This window comes from Variovorax sp. KK3 (assembly GCF_001984055.1).
Lineage (GTDB): Bacteria > Pseudomonadota > Gammaproteobacteria > Burkholderiales > Burkholderiaceae_C > Variovorax.
This window is the reverse complement of record NZ_LYVO01000062.1, coordinates 16337-33695: the sequence shown is the minus strand read 5'-3', so window position 1 is coordinate 33695 and position 17359 is coordinate 16337. Positions and strand designations below refer to the sequence as shown.

At 66.1% G+C, this 17359-nt stretch carries 15 protein-coding genes and 1 other RNA gene; 5 read left to right on the top strand and 11 right to left on the bottom strand.

Annotation, left to right across the window (positions count from 1 at the left end; translation table 11 throughout):
• Positions 1–50: 50 nt before the first annotated feature.
• The 11 genes from B0W80_RS24665 to ompA all read right to left on the bottom strand — a co-directional run bounded on the left by B0W80_RS24665 (position 51) and on the right by ompA (position 10762).
• Complete coding sequence (locus B0W80_RS24665) at positions 51–923, bottom strand: EI24 domain-containing protein (RefSeq protein WP_077001799.1); 873 nt, start codon at positions 921–923, stop codon at positions 51–53.
• 37 nt (positions 924–960) lie between these two features.
• Positions 961–1932, bottom strand: coding sequence for a sterol desaturase family protein (locus B0W80_RS24660; protein ID WP_077001798.1), 972 nt, complete (start codon positions 1930–1932; stop codon positions 961–963).
• 18 nt (positions 1933–1950) lie between these two features.
• Positions 1951–2703, bottom strand: a complete 753-nt coding sequence (locus B0W80_RS24655; RefSeq protein WP_077001797.1) for a polysaccharide deacetylase family protein — start codon at positions 2701–2703, stop codon at positions 1951–1953.
• A gap of 139 nt (positions 2704–2842) precedes the next feature.
• Complete coding sequence (locus B0W80_RS24650) at positions 2843–3799, bottom strand: beta-propeller fold lactonase family protein (protein WP_077001811.1); 957 nt, start codon at positions 3797–3799, stop codon at positions 2843–2845.
• Positions 3800–3877: 78 nt separating this feature from the next.
• A complete protein-coding gene (locus B0W80_RS24645) occupies positions 3878–4618 on the bottom strand; it encodes a pseudouridine synthase (protein ID WP_077001796.1) in 741 nt (246 codons plus the stop codon).
• A complete protein-coding gene (gene ggt / locus B0W80_RS24640; RefSeq protein ID WP_373039040.1) occupies positions 4618–6237 on the bottom strand; it encodes a gamma-glutamyltransferase in 1620 nt (539 codons plus the stop codon). The genes B0W80_RS24645 and ggt overlap by 1 nt, the downstream gene beginning before the upstream one ends.
• Positions 6238–6383: 146 nt before the next feature.
• Positions 6384–7982, bottom strand: coding sequence for a class I SAM-dependent methyltransferase (locus B0W80_RS24635; protein ID WP_077001795.1), 1599 nt, complete (start codon positions 7980–7982; stop codon positions 6384–6386).
• Between the two features lie 223 nt (positions 7983–8205).
• Positions 8206–8593: a transfer-messenger RNA gene (gene ssrA, locus B0W80_RS24630) on the bottom strand.
• Between the two features lie 12 nt (positions 8594–8605).
• The gene (locus B0W80_RS24625; RefSeq protein ID WP_077001794.1) at positions 8606–9274 is read right to left on the bottom strand and encodes an HAD-IA family hydrolase; all 669 of its coding nucleotides are present in this window, start codon (positions 9272–9274) and stop codon (positions 8606–8608) included.
• Positions 9271–9993, bottom strand: a complete 723-nt coding sequence (gene ubiG, locus B0W80_RS24620) for a bifunctional 2-polyprenyl-6-hydroxyphenol methylase/3-demethylubiquinol 3-O-methyltransferase UbiG (protein WP_077001793.1) — start codon at positions 9991–9993, stop codon at positions 9271–9273. The genes B0W80_RS24625 and ubiG overlap by 4 nt, the downstream gene beginning before the upstream one ends.
• A 112-nt stretch (positions 9994–10105) precedes the next feature.
• The gene (ompA, locus tag B0W80_RS24615; protein ID WP_077001792.1) at positions 10106–10762 is read right to left on the bottom strand and encodes an outer membrane protein OmpA; all 657 of its coding nucleotides are present in this window, start codon (positions 10760–10762) and stop codon (positions 10106–10108) included.
• Between the two features lie 225 nt (positions 10763–10987).
• On the opposite strand from ompA, the gene gyrA reads away from it, so the two are divergent.
• From gyrA to B0W80_RS24590, 5 genes are read left to right on the top strand one after another with little or no spacing between them, the layout of a single operon-like run.
• Positions 10988–13636, top strand: coding sequence for a DNA gyrase subunit A (gyrA, locus tag B0W80_RS24610; protein ID WP_077001791.1), 2649 nt, complete (start codon positions 10988–10990; stop codon positions 13634–13636).
• Positions 13633–14211 carry a DUF2059 domain-containing protein gene (locus B0W80_RS24605; protein WP_077001790.1) on the top strand — a complete coding sequence of 193 codons (579 nt, stop codon included), beginning with the start codon at positions 13633–13635 and terminating at the stop codon, positions 14209–14211. Before gyrA ends, B0W80_RS24605 begins: the two co-directional genes overlap by 4 nt.
• Before the next feature lie 50 nt (positions 14212–14261).
• Positions 14262–15329, top strand: coding sequence for a 3-phosphoserine/phosphohydroxythreonine transaminase (gene serC, locus B0W80_RS24600; RefSeq protein WP_083745608.1), 1068 nt, complete (start codon positions 14262–14264; stop codon positions 15327–15329).
• 18 nt (positions 15330–15347) lie between these two features.
• Positions 15348–16469 (top strand): prephenate dehydratase, encoded by a 1122-nt coding sequence (gene pheA, locus B0W80_RS24595; protein WP_077001788.1) that lies wholly within the window; start codon positions 15348–15350, stop codon positions 16467–16469.
• Between the two features lie 10 nt (positions 16470–16479).
• Entirely contained in the window at positions 16480–17358 is an 879-nt protein-coding gene (locus B0W80_RS24590; protein ID WP_077001787.1) for a prephenate dehydrogenase, read from the top strand.
• Position 17359 lies beyond the last annotated feature (1 nt).

Sequence of the window (17359 nt, the reverse complement as noted above, 5' to 3'; positions counted from 1 at the left end):
AGAACCTTCGCCTTCGGCTGCGGTATTCGCCTTGGGAGCGGCCCGGCGGCTCATGGCGCCCCCCATTGGGTTGCGACCGCGCGGGCATCCGCCGCGTCGGCCGACGATGTTGATACGGCTGCCGCCGCGCGCTGCGCCCGCAGCTGCGCGAGGGCTTCCAGGCAGTAGTGCGCGAACCAGAGCGCCGAGAAGGCGAACACCAGCGTATAGATCCAGATGGCCAGCGGCACCAGCACGAGGAAGGCAGCGGCGAAGAGCAGCCCCGACGCCCAGACGATGCTGGGCGCCGCCCCCAGATAGCCACACAGCACGCCCACGCCGAGCAGCGGCAGGCGATGGGCACGCAGCAGCGCCGTGCGCTCCTCGGGGCTGGCATGTTCGGAGAGGGCGTCGAAGCTCATCACGCGATAGGTGAGCCAGCCCCAGATCAAGGGCGGCAGCACGAGCACCAGCGGCGGGATGAGCCACAGCGGCATCGACACCACCAGGGCGAGCAACGCGAGCACGGTGAGGCCGAGCGACCGCATCATGCTGCCGAAGAACGAGGCGCCCTTCTTCTGCTCGAGCGCCGGGAAGCGGCGCTCTGCCACCAGGCGCGTGAGCGGCGGTGCCATGAGGCCGGCGACGATCAGCAGCGACACCACCACGATGACGGGCGTGGCGGCCACCACCACCACCATCGGTGCTAGCACCGCCGTGACGTCGCCCGAGAACAGGCGCCCGAGCCAGGCCCAGAAGCTGGCGATCAAGGGCCAGGCGTCCAGCGCCTCGCGCGTCCAGGCCACGCTGGCGTCCCAGTAGAAGTAGCCGTAGAGCGCCGCCAGCACCACCATCAGCCCCAGGGGCAGGAAGGACAGGATGATCACCCGCGGGTGCATGCAGTAGGCGACCGAACGCCAGAAGGAATCGAGGAGGAGACGCATCGGACGCCGAGGATAACGCCAGCGCGTGACCTCGGGCTCAGGCGCGGCCAGCCATCCGCTTCAGGCCGAGCCACTGCTGGGCCCAGAAGCCGCGTCCGTAGTCGCGAAGGCGGCCGCCGGCGTCGGGCTCGACCTGGTCGCGGATGCCCGTCGGATCGAAGCGGTTGCCGAAGTCGACCGTGCGAAAGAGCATGTCCCACCAGGGCAGCAGCACGCCGAAGTTGTGGCCGCCGAGTGTGCGCGGGCCATGCGATTCGTGGCCGATGCCGATGCTGTGGTGCAGGCGGTGAAAGCGCGGGCTGATCCACAGCCGCTCGCCGACCGCGCCGAAATGCAGCCGCAGGTTGGCGTGTTGCAGGCTCTCGCTGAGCTGGGTGAAGGCGACGATGGCGATGAACTGGCCCGGCGCCACGCCGATCAGCTGCGCCACCACGACGATGATGGTGTCGTGAATCACGTCGTCGAGCAGGTGGTTGCGGTTGTCGCTCCACATGGTCATCTGCCGCTGCGAGTGATGCAGCGAGTGCAGGCCCCACCACCAGTTGAACCGGTGCTGCCCGCGGTGGATGAGGTATTCGACGAAGTCCAGCACGACCAGGTAGACGGCGAACGCGACCCAGGGCACATCGGTGACGCCCGGCCAGAGCTGGTCGAGGTGCAGCGAGCCCCAGCCCGCCGCACGGACGGCGCCGAGCGCCTCGTCGAACAGCGGAATCAGCGCGAAAAACATCGCCAGCCGGAACAGCCCCAGCCGATGGATCAACGTGTAGAGGATGTCGACGCGGATGGCGCGGCGATCGTTGACCGGCTCGACCGGCCGCCAGCGCTGCAAGGGGCCGATGACTGCCACCAGCACGGCGATCTGGATCAGGCCGACCAGCAGCCAGCCAGTGGCGTCGAAGGCGTCCTCGACCCAGCCGCCCAGCCCGACGCCGTAGACCAGCGGCTGCACCGCGGCCTCGAACAGCCACTGCTGCGCGTTGGAGAAAAGATCGGTCAGCCAGTCCATCGACACGCCTTGCACGGCTCAGGGATGCGCGGCGATCCAGTCACGATACGCCGGATGCTGGCGCAAGGTCTGGAAGCAGAAGCCGCGGGCCTTTAGACCGACGATCAGCGGCTCCAGCGCGGCCGGCGCCCAGGGGTCCTTGCGCGACCAGATGCCCAGGTGCGCCAGCAGGATGTCGCCGGCCTGGATGCGCGCCAGCGCCTGCTCGAGCAGCTTCTCGTTGCTGAATTTCTCGCTCGGCAGCTCGTCGCCCAGGAAGCCGGCCGGCGCCCAGCCGACGTGGGCATAACCGCAGCCCTTGGCGGCCTCCAGCAGCCGCGGCGAGGTCTTGCCGCCTGGCGCCCTGAACAGCGGCAGCGGCTTCTTGCCCGTGATGAGCTGCAGCCGCTCAGAAGATTTGGCGACGTCGGCGCAGTACTGCGCGGCATCCCAGGTGAACTGCCGGCCAGCGAAGGCGCCGGCCGAGGGCTGGATGCGGAAGCGCGGCTCGGTGCCCTGGATGTCTCCGCGCCAATAGGCGTGGTCGTAGGTGTGGGAAGCGAATTCGTGGCCCTCGGCCGCCCTCGCCTTCCACCAGGGCGCCCAGTGGTTGTCCAGGCTGTCGCCATCGGTCTGCGTCCGCTCCGCCGCGGCGAAGAAGGTGACGCGGACGTCCTGGCGCTTGAGCACCTCGGCCACCAGCGGCGCGATGCCCATGTGGCCGGTGTCGAAGGTCAGGTAGACGGGCTTGGGGCACGCCACCTGGGCCCAGGCATCAGCACCTGTCGCCATGGCCAAGGCAAGGAGGACAGCAAGTCCTCCGAAGCCTGTTCGGGAAACACCGCGGAACCGGCTTTGCCGGGCCGCTGGTGTTGCCCCCGGTGAGGGGGTTGGCGGAGCGACACGAAGTGCGCGCAGCCTGGGGGAGAGCTCATCTCTTTGCATGGTCGAGGGTCCAGACGCCGTGCGGCGAGCGCCCCACTGCCACCTGCCGCACGACCTTGCGGCCGGCCAGGTCGACCACGGAGAGCTTCTTGGCCCAGCGCGACGTGACGAGCAGCATCTTGCCGTCGGCCGACACGTCCATGCAGTCGGGGCCGCCGGGGACCGGGTAGGTTTCGCTGACCTGCAGGGTCTGCAGGTCGATGCGGGAGATGCTGTTGGCGACGCGGTTGCTGACGAACACGCTGCGGCCATCGCCGGCCGAGCGGAAGGCATGGGCGCCCTTGCCGGTCAGGATTTTGCCGACGGCCTTGGGCTCGGGCCCGGCCACGTCGAAGACCTGCACGCCGTCGCTGCCGGTCAGGCCCACCAGCAGCGTCTTGCCGTCGTGGATGCCAAAGATGTCGGCCGGCATGGGCCCGGTGGGCGTGCGCCAGCGAATGGCCTGGGTGGCCAGGTCGACCGCGATCAGTTCGTCGCTGTCCTGCATGGTGACGTAGGCCGTGGTGCTGCGGCCATCGATCCAGATGTGGCTCGGCGTCTTGCCCGTGGGAATGCGCTTGGCCAGGCGCGGCTCCTTGCCGTCCCAGCGGTAGATGTCGACGTGGTTGAGCCGGTTGCCGGCGGTCACGAACCACTTCATGTCGGGCGAGAAACGCAGGTGGTACGGGTCGATGATGCCGTAGACCACCCGTTGCACCTCGGCCGTGCGGGGGTTCAGGAAGGTCAGCGAGTCGCCGGCCGAGTTGGCGACGATCAGCGATTGCTCGTCGGGCGTCAGGTAGAGGTGGTGCGGTTCCTTGCCCGTGGGGATGCGCTGCTTTTCGGTCCAGCTGACCGGATCGACCACGCTGACCGTGGCGTCGAGCGAATTGAGAACGAAGACCGGCGGGGGCTCGGCGGCCAGCGCGGGCTGCACCGCGCAGGCAAACAAAAAGGCCGCGATGCGGCCCGGCACGGAAGACTTGAAGCGCAAGGGAGAGTTCCGAAAGAAGGCGTGGCGATCTTAACGATCAATCCTGCTTTATGGCTGACCGGCGCGCGCGTTCCGCAGGGCATCGACCTGGGCCGGCTCCAGCCAGCGCCACTGGCCGGGAGCAAGATCGTCCGGCAGCGCCAGCGGACCGATGCTGGAGCGATGCAGGGTTTCCACCCGGTTCCCGACCGCGGCCAGCATGCGCTTGACCTGGTGGTACTTGCCCTCGGTCAACGTCAGCCGCATCGCCGAGGGGCCCGTCGCTTCGCAGGCTGCGGCACGCACCGGCTTCGGATCGTCGTCGAGCACCACCCCGGCCAGCAGCCGATCGACCTGGCCCTGCGTGACCGCGTGCTTGGCGCCGATCTCGTAGACCTTGGGCACGTGGTGTCGCGGCGAACCCATCCGGTGGATGAACTGGCCGTCATCGGTGAGCAGCAGCAGCCCCGTGGTGTCCTGGTCGAGCCGGCCGATGGCCTGCACGCCCTGTACCGCGCCCTTGTTGGGGCGCTGGCGCAGGGGCGCCGGCAGCAGCGTGTAGATGCTCGGGTAGGTCGACGGCTTCTGCGAACACTCGGTGCCGGCCGGCTTGTGCAGCATCAGGTAGGCCTTGTCGTGGTAGCCCCACTCCGTGCCCTGGACCGTGAAGCGCAGGCCTTGCACTTCGAAGCCGGCGCCGGGGTCGTCGACGACATGGCCTTCCACCCGAACGAAGCCCTGCTGGATGAGCCCGGCGCAGACGCGCCGGGTGCCGAAGCCCTGGGTGTAGAGGATGTCCTCGATGCGCATCAATAGCCGAGCGCCAGACCGCTGTTGCGCCGCGGGTCGTTGGCGCCGTAGAAGCGGTTCTTGCCCACCGGCTTGCCACCCATCGAGGGCGCGCCGACGATGATGGCCGCCAGGTGGTTGGCCGGCTGCGGCACGCCCAGGTTGTGCCCCATGTCGGTCAGGAGCTTGCGCGTGTCGGGGCTCAGCGCGAAGGTCTCGACGTTGGTCACGTCGGGCAGCCACTGCTGGTGGAAACGCGGGGCGTCCACGGCCTCTTGCACGTTCATGCCGTAGTCCACCACGTTGAGGATGGTGTGGAGCACGGCCGTGATGATGCGGCTGCCGCCGGGGGTTCCGACCACGAAGACGGTCTTGCCGTCCTTGGTCATGATCGTCGGGCTCATGGACGACAACGGACGCTTGCCGGGGGCGATGGCGTTCGCCTCGCCCTGCACCAGGCCATAGAGATTCGGCACGCCGATCTTGGAGGTGAAGTCGTCCATCTCGTTGTTGAGCAACACGCCGGTGCCGGCGGCCGTGACCTTGGCGCCGAACCAGTCGTTGAGCGTGTAGGTCACCGAGACCGCATTGCCCCACTGGTCGACGATCGAGTAGTGGGTGGTGTTGCTGCCCTCGTGCGGTGCGACGCCGGGCTTGATGTCCTTGGAGACGCCGGCCTTCTTGGGGTCGATCACGCCGCGGACCTTCTCGGCATAGCCCTTGTCGAGCAGGCGGTCCAGCGGGTTCTTCACGAAGTCGGGGTCGCCCAGGTAGCTGTTGCGGTCGACGTAGGCGTGGCGCATGGCCTCGATCTGGTAATGCACCGACTGGGCCGAGCGAAAGCCCAGGTCCTTGAGCGGGTAGCCCTCGAGGATGTTCAGCATCTCGCAGATCACCACGCCGCCAGAGCTCGGCGGCGGCGCCGAGATCACGCGGTAGCCGCGGTAGTCGCATTCGACGGGTGCCAGCTCGCGCGTCTGGTACTGGTCGAGGTCGGCCTGGGTGATGATGCCCTTGCCTTCCTGGCTCGACTTGACCAGCGCCGCGCCGACGGGGCCCTTGTAGAAGCCGTCGGTGCCCTTGGCGCTGATGGCCTTGAGCGTCTTCGCCAGGTCTTTTTGCACCAGCTTCTGGCCGACCGCGAAGGGCTCGCCCTTGTTGAGGAAGATCGCACCCGAGGCCGGGTCTTTCTTGAAGTCGGCGGTGGACGTCAGCAGCATGTCGATGTCGCCCTGGTCCAGCGCGAAACCGCGCTCTGCCAGCGTGATCGACGGCGCGACGAGCGCGGCGCGCTGCATGGTGCCGTACTTCTGGCGCGCGAGTTCGAGGCCCGAGACGGTGCCGGGCACGCCGACGGCGAGGTGGCCGTTGGTGCTCAGGCCCTTGATCACGTTGCCCTCCTTGTCGAGGTACATGTTCGCGGTGGCGGCCAGCGGCGCCTTCTCGCGGAAGTCGAGGAAGGTCTTGCGGCCGTCAGCCAGCTGGATGGTCATGAAGCCGCCGCCGCCGAGGTTGCCGGCGGCCGGATAGACCACGGCCAGGGCATAGCCCACCGCCACGGCCGAATCGACGGCGTTGCCGCCGCGCTTGAGAACGTCCACGCCCACCTTGGTTGCCAGGTGCTGGGCGCTGACCACCATGCCGTTTTCGGCAGCGGCCGGGGCCTGAGACGCGGCATGCAGCTGTGCCGCGCCGGCCAGTGCCAGCGCCGCCGCGACGGTGCTGCGCAAGATCGAAGTCCACTGGGGGTTTTTCACTGTTGTCTCCATGTTGACCGAGGTGCGGATCATGCCTCAAGCAATGCCTTGCGTCGCAGGTCGCGCAGGGCCAGCGCCACCTGCTGCTGCGTGAACTCCTTCAGGCTCGGCTCGTCGGTCAGGGGCTTGTCGTCCTTGATGAAGCGCAGACGGCCGGACCGGGCCTCGGCGACGAGATGCGCCGCGAGCGCTTCGTGCGAATGTTCGCCATCGAGGAGCGGCAACAGGCAGCGTTCGAGCATCGACAGCTGCACCAGCTCGTGCCACTGGTTGCAGACGTGCGCCGCGGGAGCGGCACCGGGGGCCAGGCCGGGCGCACTGCGATGCGCCGCGGAAGCGCGCGGGAAATCGGACACGCCCATGCCCGCTTCGGGTGGCGTGCGGCGGATGCGCACGGCGCCCAGGATGACGAGTTCTTCCAGCATCGCCATGACCACGGGATCGACAGACGAAGGAGCTGCGCCCATGCGCATCGACACCGCGGCGACGAGTTCGTCGGCAGGCATGCTCGCGGGGTAGTTCTCGTCCAGCACCAGGGCGACCGCCTTGTGCAGCGGCTGGCGCAGCACGAGTTGCTGATTGCGCACCGCATGGCAGGGCTGTTCGCGAGCGTCGAGCGTGAGTGCGCCGCCATCCAGGGGCACGAACACGCCGGCATATTCGAGCGCACGGATGCGTTCCGCGTCCAGCCGATAGCGGATTTCTGCAGCGCGCTCCTGCTTGACCAGCAGGGTCTGGCGGAAGGTCCGGTTGACCAGGAAGTCCAGGTACTGCTCCATCATGATCTGGCTGCCGCCGCATTCGCGCAGGAGCGGGTCGCGGACGTGTGCGCCATGGTTCTGCACGAACATGGTCGAAGGCTCGGCGTCGGCCAGGTAGCCGAGCCCGGCGACGCTCGCGCGCGCCGCGAATTCCTTGAAGTAGCAGGGGGCGTTGTGAGGCTCCAGGAACTCATGCAGCAGGTACGACGCGCCGGCGTTGCGCACGATCGGCATGGTTTCTTCGAGCGTCTTCTTGAGCACGCTGTCCGGCCGCGCCGATTGCTCGAGAAATTCGAGCATCCCGCGGGCGTAGGAGAGCTTCTCGTCGGGCTCGTCGCGCGGCGCACCCCGCAGGATCATCGCGTCGCGCACGATCTCGCGCGCCTTCCACCCCGGGTAGACGTTGTAGCTCACGTAGGCCACGCCATTCGGCGCCAGGTTCTGCGAACACACGCGCAGGATGGCGCTCTGAACCGCAGGCGGTACCCAGCTGTAGACCCCGTGGCAGATGATGTAGTCGAACTGGCCGAAGGAGGCGTCGATGCTGGTGATGTCGAGCGCGCGGAGCTCGATGTTCGTGAGGCGAGCCTGGTCGATGGCCGCTTGGCCTTGTTGAATCTGCACGGCAGAGAGGTCCACCCCCACTGCCTTTAGGCGCGGATGGCGCGCCGCCATCGGAATCAGGTTGCCGCCGGCTGCGCAGCCCAACTCGAGCACGCGCGCATTGGCGGGGGCGGCCGCGGGCAGTCCGAAAAGGAAGGCCAGCGCCTCGAGATGTTCTACGGTCGATTGCGGGAAGGGATGCGAATCGTAGGGAACGAGGTCGTAGAAGTTCGCGGCGGTTGCGGGCGCTGTCGATGATTCCATGGACTCCTCCGGCGCATGACGTCGGATGCCAAGGCCTGCAAGTGGTGGGATGCGGCGCTCACTGATGAGTGTGTTCGCGAGCGAGCGCGACTATAGCTTGCGTTCGTCGATGCGAGCCAATTCACGGTGCGGGAGTTCGATGACCGGGACGCCCGAGGACATCGCAGGGTCAGGAAGGTCGCCCGGCGCCGTTGGAGAACGGCAAGGCGACGCTTCGGTTGAATGGTGGAGCTGGGGGGATTTGAACCCCCGTCCGCAAGCCTTCGTCGCGCAGATCTACATGTTTAGCGATCTGATTTAAGTCTCGCCACCGTTGTCGCGCAGTCGCACGCTCCACCGGCCGCCAGCACCCTTGGTTCTCACCCCGACCCAAGGTACCCGGATCGAGGCCAGCCGATGTGGATTATCTTTGCAGCCGGGAGGCGTCAGATTGCTCTAGCGCCCCCTTGCCCAGCCCATCGGCCTGCTGTTGCAAAGCTCACCGGCAATTAAGCGGCGAGTGCGAAACGTTCGTCGTTTGCAGTTAGTTTGTTTGAATCAGTTTTACGAGCACATTCAGCTCGACATGCACCGCTGCGATTCCGAACCCACGTCGAAACCAATGCAGCCCCAGGAGGCGCATTTTAGGCCTGTTCCAGCAACTGCAAGAGTTCCATGGGGGATTTGATGGCGGCATCGGCCTCCCACAGCGTCACGTCCGCGTCTGCGCCCATGTAGCCATAGGCGGCAGCGACCGTGCGCATGCCCGCAGCGCGGCCAGCCATCATGTCGCGCTCGTCGTCCCCAACGTAGATGCAATGCTGAGGCACCACGCCCAGTTGCCGCGCGGCCTCGAAGAGAGGTTCCGGGTGCGGCTTGGAATAAGGCGTCGTGTCACCGCTGACGATCGCACGCGCCGTTTGGAACAAGGGCATGGCACGCGTCAGGGGTGCGGTGAAGCGAACCGACTTGTTGGTGACGACACCCCAGCTCAGGCCACGCGCCTGGAGCGCAGCGACGAGTTCGGCCACGCCGTCGAAGACCCGGGTGCGCAGCATCCGCGCCTCATAGTTGACGAAGAACTCTTCACGCAGGGGCGGAAAGTCCGGCGCGTCGGGCGAGATGCCGAAGGCGACGCCCAGCATGCCGCGTGCGCCGGAACCAGCCATCGGTCGGTAGCGCTCGAGAGGCAGGGATGCAAGGCCTCGGTCGACGCGCATCTGGTCTGCGGCGGCTCCCAGATCGGGCGCGCTGTCGATCAACGTTCCGTCCAGGTCGAACAGCACGGCTTGAATGGCGGCGCCTGCGCTCATGGCGCAGACACCATGGGCTTGTACGTGGCGAACATGTAGTTGACGCTGGTGTCGTCGCTAAGCCAGTAGCGCCGTGTGACGGGGTTGTGCTGCAGTCCACGGGTATGGCGCAGTTCGAGCCCCGCTGCGCGGCAATGCGCTGCGAGTTCGCTGGGCCGAATCAATTTCTGGTATTCGTGCGTGCCGCGCGGCAGCATGCCGAGCACGTACTCCGCACCGACGATGGCGAGCATGAAGGACTTGAGGTTGCGGTGAATGGTCGAGAAGAAGACCCAGCCGCCAGGCTTGACAAGGCGCGCGCACGACGCCACGACCGACGCCGGCTGCGGCACGTGCTCCAGCATTTCCATGCAGGTCACGACGTCGAAGCTCTCGGGCTGCTCGGCAGCCAGATCCTCGACGCTGACGTGACGGTACTTCACGCCCCGCGTCGCGGCCTCGAGCGCATGCAACTGCGCGACCTTGAGTGCCTTGTCGGCCAGGTCGATGCCAAGAACGTCCGCATCGCGGCGCGCCATCGCATCGGCAAGGATGCCGCCGCCGCAGCCCACATCGAGCACCTTTCGACCCGCGACCGGTGCGATGCCATCGATCCATTCGAGTCGCAATGGGTTGATTTCATGCAATGGACGGAATTCGCTTTCCAAGTCCCACCATCGATGAGCCAGCTCTGAGAATTTGGCGAGCTCGGCCGGATCGGCATTCACGGTATCGGTCATGTGCGGATTATGAAACGGCGGGAATTGCTCTTTGTCATCTGCCTCGAATCAGTAATCAACGGGGCATAAAAAAACCCCGCCGAGGCGGGGTTGTCTTGCTGATTCGCGAGAATCAACGATTGGCGCGGGTACCGACCACTTCGATTTCCACGCGGCGGTTCTTGGCGCGGCCTTCCTTGGTGCGGTTGTCAGCCACAGGCTGCTTCTCGCCCTTGCCTTCGGTGTAGACGCGATTGCGTTCGATGCCCTTCGAGACCAGATAGGCCTTGACGGCTTCAGCGCGGCGAACCGACAAGCGCTGGTTGTAGGCATCGGTACCGATCGAGTCGGTGTGACCCACTGCGATGATGACTTCGAGGTTCACGTCGCGGATCTTCGAGACCAGGTCGTCCAGCTTGGCGCGGCCTTCCGGCTTGAGCACGGACTTGTCGAAGTCGAAGAACGCATCGGCAGCGAAGGTGACCTTCGAAGCAGCCACGGCCGGCGGTGCGGGCGGGGCGACAGGGGCAGGCGCCGGAGCGGAGGCAACAGGCGGCGGGGGCGGAACCAGTGCGCCGTCGCAGCCGGCGGCCGCGGTTGCGGGCGTCCAATTCGCATCGCGCCAGCACAGTTCGTTCGTGCCGTTCTTCCAGACCAATTCGCTCGTGCCGTTTTGCCAGTTGTCGATCACGGGCCCACCGTTCGCGGCGGTGACACGGGTCTGCGCGCCGGCGGCAGTGGCGAGCGCAGCGACTGCAAACATCATCGCCACTTTATTCAGTTTCTTCATGGTTCTCCTCTTGGGGAAAAAGCCGCAGCCGCGCTGCGAATCAAGGACGCTTTAAGTGACCACCACCCAAAACGTTGAGGCGATTGTGCCATGGGATAGTTGGCAAACCGCCCGTGAGCCGCCCTGGAAGCGTAGGACGGAGGCGGAATCCCGGGCTTCTGTTGCGGCGGCACGACACCGTCGACGGCGTAAAATTTCCGGTTTGCCGCCGTCAGCACGCCACCCATGACCTCGTTCGCCAAAGAAACCCTGCCCATCAGCCTCGAAGAGGAAATGCGCCGCAGCTACCTCGATTACGCCATGAGCGTGATCGTCGGACGCGCCCTCCCCGACGCCAGAGACGGTCTGAAGCCGGTGCACCGGCGGGTGTTGTATGCGATGCACGAGCTCAACAACGACTGGAACCGGCCGTACAAGAAATCGGCGCGTATCGTGGGGGACGTCATCGGCAAATACCACCCGCACGGCGACCAGTCCGTGTACGACACCATCGTCCGGCTCGCGCAGGACTTTTCGATGCGCCACATGCTGGTGGACGGGCAAGGCAATTTCGGATCGGTGGACGGCGACAACGCAGCGGCGATGCGTTACACCGAAATTCGGCTGGCCAAGATTGCACATGAAATGCTGGCCGATATCGACAAAGAAACAGTCGATTTCGGCCCGAATTACGACGGCAGCGAGAAAGAGCCGCTCGTATTGCCGAGCAAGCTTCCGAATTTGCTTGTAAATGGATCGGGCGGTATTGCCGTCGGCATGGCGACCAATATCCCGCCGCATAACTTGAATGAGGTGGTCGACGCCTGCCTGCACCTGCTGCGCCATCCCGACGCCGGCATCGACGATCTCATGGAGATCATCCCGGCCCCCGACTTCCCCACCGCCGGGATCATCTACGGCATCAACGGCATCAAGGACGGCTATCGCACCGGCCGAGGCAAGGTGGTGATGCGTGCCAAGTGCCATTTCGAAGACATCGACCGCGGCCAGCGCCAAGCGATCATCGTCGACGAGCTCCCCTACCAGGTCAACAAGAAGACGCTGCAGGAGCGGATGGCCGAACTGGTCCATGAGAAAAAGATCGAGGGCATCAGCCACATCCAGGACGAGTCCGACAAGTCGGGCATGCGCCTGGTGGTCGAACTCAAGCGCGGCGAAGTGCCCGAGGTCGTGCTGAACAACCTCTACAAGCAGACCCAGCTGCAGGACACCTTCGGCATCAACATGGTGGCGCTGGTGGACGGCCAGCCCAAGCTGTGCAACTTGAAAGACCTGGTGGAGGTCTTCCTGCAGCATCGCCGCGAAGTGGTCACGCGGCGCACGGTGTTCAACTTGCGCAAGGCGCGCGAGCGCGGCCACGTGCTGGAAGGCTTGGCGGTCGCCCTGGCCAACATCGACGACTTCATCGCCATCATCCGCAACGCACCGACGCCTCCGGTCGCAAAGGCAGAGCTGATGCAGCAGCGCTGGGACAGCAAACTGGTGCGCGAAATGCTCACGCGCACGCGCGCCGACGGCGGGGTCGTCAATGCCGACGACTACCGTCCCGACGGACTGGAACGCGAGTTCGGCCTCAGCGCCGATGGCCTGTATCGCCTCTCGGAAACGCAGGCCCAGGAAATCCTGCAGATGCGCCTGCAGCGCCTGACGGGCCTGGAGCAGGACAAGATCGTCGCCGAGTACAAAGAGGTGATGTCCGAGATCGACGACCTGCTCGACATCCTCGCCAAGCCCGAGCGTGTCTCGACCATCATCGGCGACGAGCTCACCACGTTGAAGCAGGAATTTGGTCAGACCAAACTGGGCGTTCGGCGCAGCCAAGTCGAGCACAGCGCTTTCGACCTGTCCACCGAAGACCTGATCACGCCCACCGACATGGTGGTGACGCTTTCGCATTCCGGCTACATCAAGAGTCAGCCGCTGGGCGAATACCGTGCGCAAAAGCGCGGCGGGCGCGGCAAGCAGGCCACCGCGACCAAGGAAGACGACTGGATCGACCAGCTCTTCATCGCGAATACGCACGACTACATCCTGTGCTTCTCGAACCGGGGCCGCCTCTATTGGCTCAAGGTGTGGGAGGTGCCGGCAGGCTCGCGCGGCTCGCGCGGGCGACCCATCGTCAACATGTTCCCCCTGCAGGAAGGCGAGAAGATCAACGTCGTGCTGCCGCTCACCGGCGAGAAGCGCACCTTCCCGGCCAATCAGTATGTGTTCATGGCGACGTCGATGGGCACGGTCAAGAAGACCGCGCTCGACGAGTTCAGCAACCCGCGCAAGGCAGGCATCATCGCCGTCGACCTCGACCCCGGTGACTACCTGATCGGCGCCGCGCTGACCGACGGCGCGCACGACGTGATGCTGTTCTCCGATGGCGGCAAGGCCGTTCGTTTCGACGAGAACGACGTGCGCCCCATGGGCCGCAATGCCCGCGGCGTGCGCGGCATGATGCTGGAGGACGGCCAGGGCGTGATCGCCATGCTGGTGGCTGAAGATGAACAGCAGAGCGTGCTGACAGCCACCGAAAACGGTTACGGAAAACGCACAAGCATTACCGAGTACACGCGTCATGGCAGGGGAACCAAAGGCATGATTGCAATCCAACAGAGCGAGCGCAACGGCAAGGTCGTGGCCGCCACCCTGGTGCACGCCGACGACGAGATCATGCTGATCACCGACAAGGGCGTGCTGGTGCGCACCCGCGTCGCGGAGATCCGCGAACTCGGCCGCGCAACACAAGGCGTCACCCTGATCGGGCTCGACGAGGGCGCCAAACTCAGCGGTCTGCAGCGCATCGTCGAGAACGATGCCAATGCGGACGGCGAAAACGGCGCCGACGACGCATCCTCAACATCTTCAACGGAGAACCCTCAGTGAAAAAACTCAAGTTCGCGCTCATCGCGGCGGCGGTGGCCGGCAGTTCGATGGCCATGGCCCAGGACAAGGCGGCGATGGTCAAGCAATTCCTCGATCTGCAGCGCCCTGGCATCGAAGCCCTCGCGCGTGGCCTGGTCGAGCAGTCCAGCGCACCCATCGCGCAGGCAGGCTCGCAGTATCTGCAGACCCAGGTGCCGGCCGAGAAGCGCGAGGCCGCGGCCAAGGCAGCCGATGCAGAGCTCAAGAAGTACTTCGACGATGCCTACCCGCTGGTGCGCGACAAGGCCGTGGCGCTGGCGCCCGACGCCCTGGGCCCGATCCTGCGCGACAACTTCAGCGAGGACGAACTCCGTCAGCTGCTGGCCTGGATCAACTCGCCACTGAGCAAGAAGTACCAGGAACTCAACCCGAAGATGCAGACCGCGCTGACCGAAAAGCTGGTCGCCGAAACCCGCTCCAGCATCGAGCCCAAGATGCGCACGCTCGACACCAACGTCGCCAAGGCGCTCGGCGCCCCGACCGAGGGCTCTGCGCCGCCGGCCAAGTCCGCGCCCAAGGCGCCCGCCAAGAAGTGAGCACGGGCGCGGGTCGACGCCCGTACAACTTCTCCGCCGGCCCGGCCGCGATGCCGGAGGCGGTGCTGCAGCGCGCCGCTGCCGAGATGCTCGACTGGCAGGGCAGCGGCATGGGCGTGATGGAGATGAGCCATCGCGGCAAGGAGTTCGGCGCGATCTGCGCACAAGCGGAAGCCGACCTGCGTCAGCTGCTGGCGGTGCCTGAGGACTTCCACGTCCTCTTCATGCAAGGCGGCGGCCTGGGCGAAAACGCCATCGTGCCGATGAACCTCTCCCGCGGCGGCCAAGTCGACTTCGTCGTCACGGGCAGCTGGAGCGTGAAGTCGCACAAGGAGGCGCAGCGCTATTGCCAGGCGAAGGTGATCGCGTCCAATGCCGACAGCAAGCACACGCGGATGCCCGATCCCTCCACCTGGGAGCTCTCGGCCGACGCGTCCTACGTGCACATCTGCTCCAACGAGACGATCCACGGCGTCGAGTTCCAGACGCTGCCCGACCTCGCCGCGCTCGGCAGCCAAGCGCCTCTGGTCATCGATTTCTCGTCTCACGTGGCATCGCGTTCGGTCGACTGGCGACGCGTGGGCCTGGCCTTTGGCGGCGCGCAGAAGAACCTCGGCCCGGCAGGCCTGACGCTGGTCATCGTGCGCGACGACCTGCTCGGACACGCGCTCGATATCTGCCCGAGCGCCTTCAATTACCGGACGGTGGCCGACAACCAGTCCATGTACAACACGCCGCCAACCTGGGCGATCTACGTCGCCGGCCTGACCTTCCAGTGGCTGCTGCAGCAGAGCGAAGGCGCGTTGACCGGCGTCGCTGCGATGGAGCAGCGCAACCAGGCGAAGGCGCGCCTGCTCTACGACTTCATCGACGCCTCGCCTTTCTACGAGAACAAGGTTTCGCCCGATTGCCGTTCGCGCATGAACGTGCCTTTCTTCCTCGTCGACGAAACCCGCAACGATGACTTTCTGTCGGGGGCGCGCGACCGCGGCCTGCTGCAGCTCAAGGGCCACAAGTCGGTCGGCGGAATGCGGGCCAGCATCTACAACGCGATGCCCCTCGAGGGCGTACAGGCACTGGTGGACTACATGCGAGAATTCGAGCGGTCGCATGCGTAGACGCATGCGATCCGACCGATGACCGCACCCTCCTCTGCCCAGCCCCCCGCATCCGACCCGAATCAAAGCCTCGCCGATCTGCGCGTGCAGATCGATTCGCTCGACCAGCAGCTGCTCGACCTGCTCAATCGCCGCGCCCACGTGGCGGAGCTGGTGGGCGAGATCAAGAAGCGCGAGGGCACGCCCTTCTTCCGACCTGACCGCGTAGCGCAGGTCATCGAGAAGATGCAGCGCAGCAACAACGGTCCGCTCAAGTCGCTGCACGTGGCGGCCATCTGGCGCGAGATCATGTCGGCCTGCCTGGCGCTCGAATCGCCGCAACGCGTGGCCGTGCTCGGCCCCGAGGGCACCTTCACCGAACAAGCCGCCATCGAGTACTTCGGCGGCGCAGCCGACCTGATCTACTGCGCCAGCTTCGACGAAGTCTTCCATGCCACGGCGGCCGGCAGTGCCCAGTACGGCGTGGTCGGTGTCGAGAACACCACCGAGGGCGTGGTCACCCGCTCGCTCGACCTGTTCCTGCACTCCCCGACGCACGTGGTCGGCGAAGTCAGCCTGCTGGTGCGGCACCATCTGCTGCGCACCAGCAATTCGCTCGAGGGCATCGAGGCGGTGCTGGCACATCCGCAGGCGTTGGCCCAATGCCAGACCTGGCTGTCCAAGCACCTGCCCCATGCGGAGCGGCGTGCGGTGTCCAGCAACGCAGAAGGCGCCCGGCTGTCCGCCACCAACCCGGCCTGGGCCAGCCTGGCGAGCGAACGCGCCGCCACCCGCTTCGGGCTGCACATCGTGTCGCACGCGATCCAGGACGATTCGTACAACCGCACGCGCTTCGCCGTCATCTGCCTGCCGCAGACCCTGGCCATGCCGCCGGCCTCGGGAAGAGACTGCACCAGCCTCGTGGTGTCGGTGCCCAACCGTCCGGGCGCGTTACACGACCTGCTGATGCCGCTGAAGCAGAACGACGTGTCGATGACGCGCTTCGAATCCCGCCCCGCGCGCACCGGCCAGTGGGAGTACTACTTCTACATCGACCTCGACGGCCATCCGTCGCAGCCCAACGTGGCTGCCGCGCTCAGCGAACTGCGCAAGCTCTGCGCGTTCTACAAGGTCATCGGCGCCTACCCCGTCACCGCCTGAGGCCGCCACCATGTTCGAACAGTTGGGCTTGGTGGGATGCGGCCTGATGGGCGGCTCGTTTGCCTTGGCATTGAAACGCGCCAAGCTGGTCAAGCGCGTGGTCGGCTACAGCAAGTCGCCGTCGACCACCGAGCGAGCACGGCAGCTGGGCGTGATCGACGTGGCCGCGCCGTCCGCCCTGCTCGCGGTGTCGGGCGCCGACCTGGTGCTGATTGCCGTGCCCGTAGGCGCTTCGGAAGCCACGTTCAAGGCGATCCGCCACGGCATCACTGACCAGATGCTGGTGATGGACGTCGGCTCGACCAAGGGCGACGTGATCGAGGCCGCCCGGCGCGGCCTGCAAGACCAGTTCAACAGCTTCGTCCCCGCGCACCCGATCGCCGGCAAGGAAGTCGCAGGCGTCGAGCATGCCGACGCAGCGCTCTATGCGGGCCGCCAGGTCGTCCTGACGCCGGTCAAGGCCACGCGGCGCTCCAATGTGCAGCGCGCCACGCAACTCTGGACCGGTATCGGCGCCAAGGTGGTGAGCATGACGCCCGAGGCCCATGACCGCGCCTTCGCCGCCGTCAGCCATCTGCCCCATTTGCTGGCCTTCGCCTTCACCAACGCCATCACGGCCGATCCGGAAGGCCAGCGTTTCCTGGAATTGGCCGGGCCCGGCTTTCGCGACTTCACGCGCATCGCCGCTGGCGACCCGGCGATGTGGCGCGACGTACTGCTGGCCAACCGCGAACAGGTGCTGCAGCAATCGCAGGCTTTCCGCACCGCCCTCACGCAACTCGAAGCCATGATGAGCACGGGTGATGCGCAGGCCCTCGAAGACGCCATCGCAGCGGCAAGCACCGCTCGCAGCCAATGGCAGCGAGGCACCACCGCTTCGCCCGACTGAC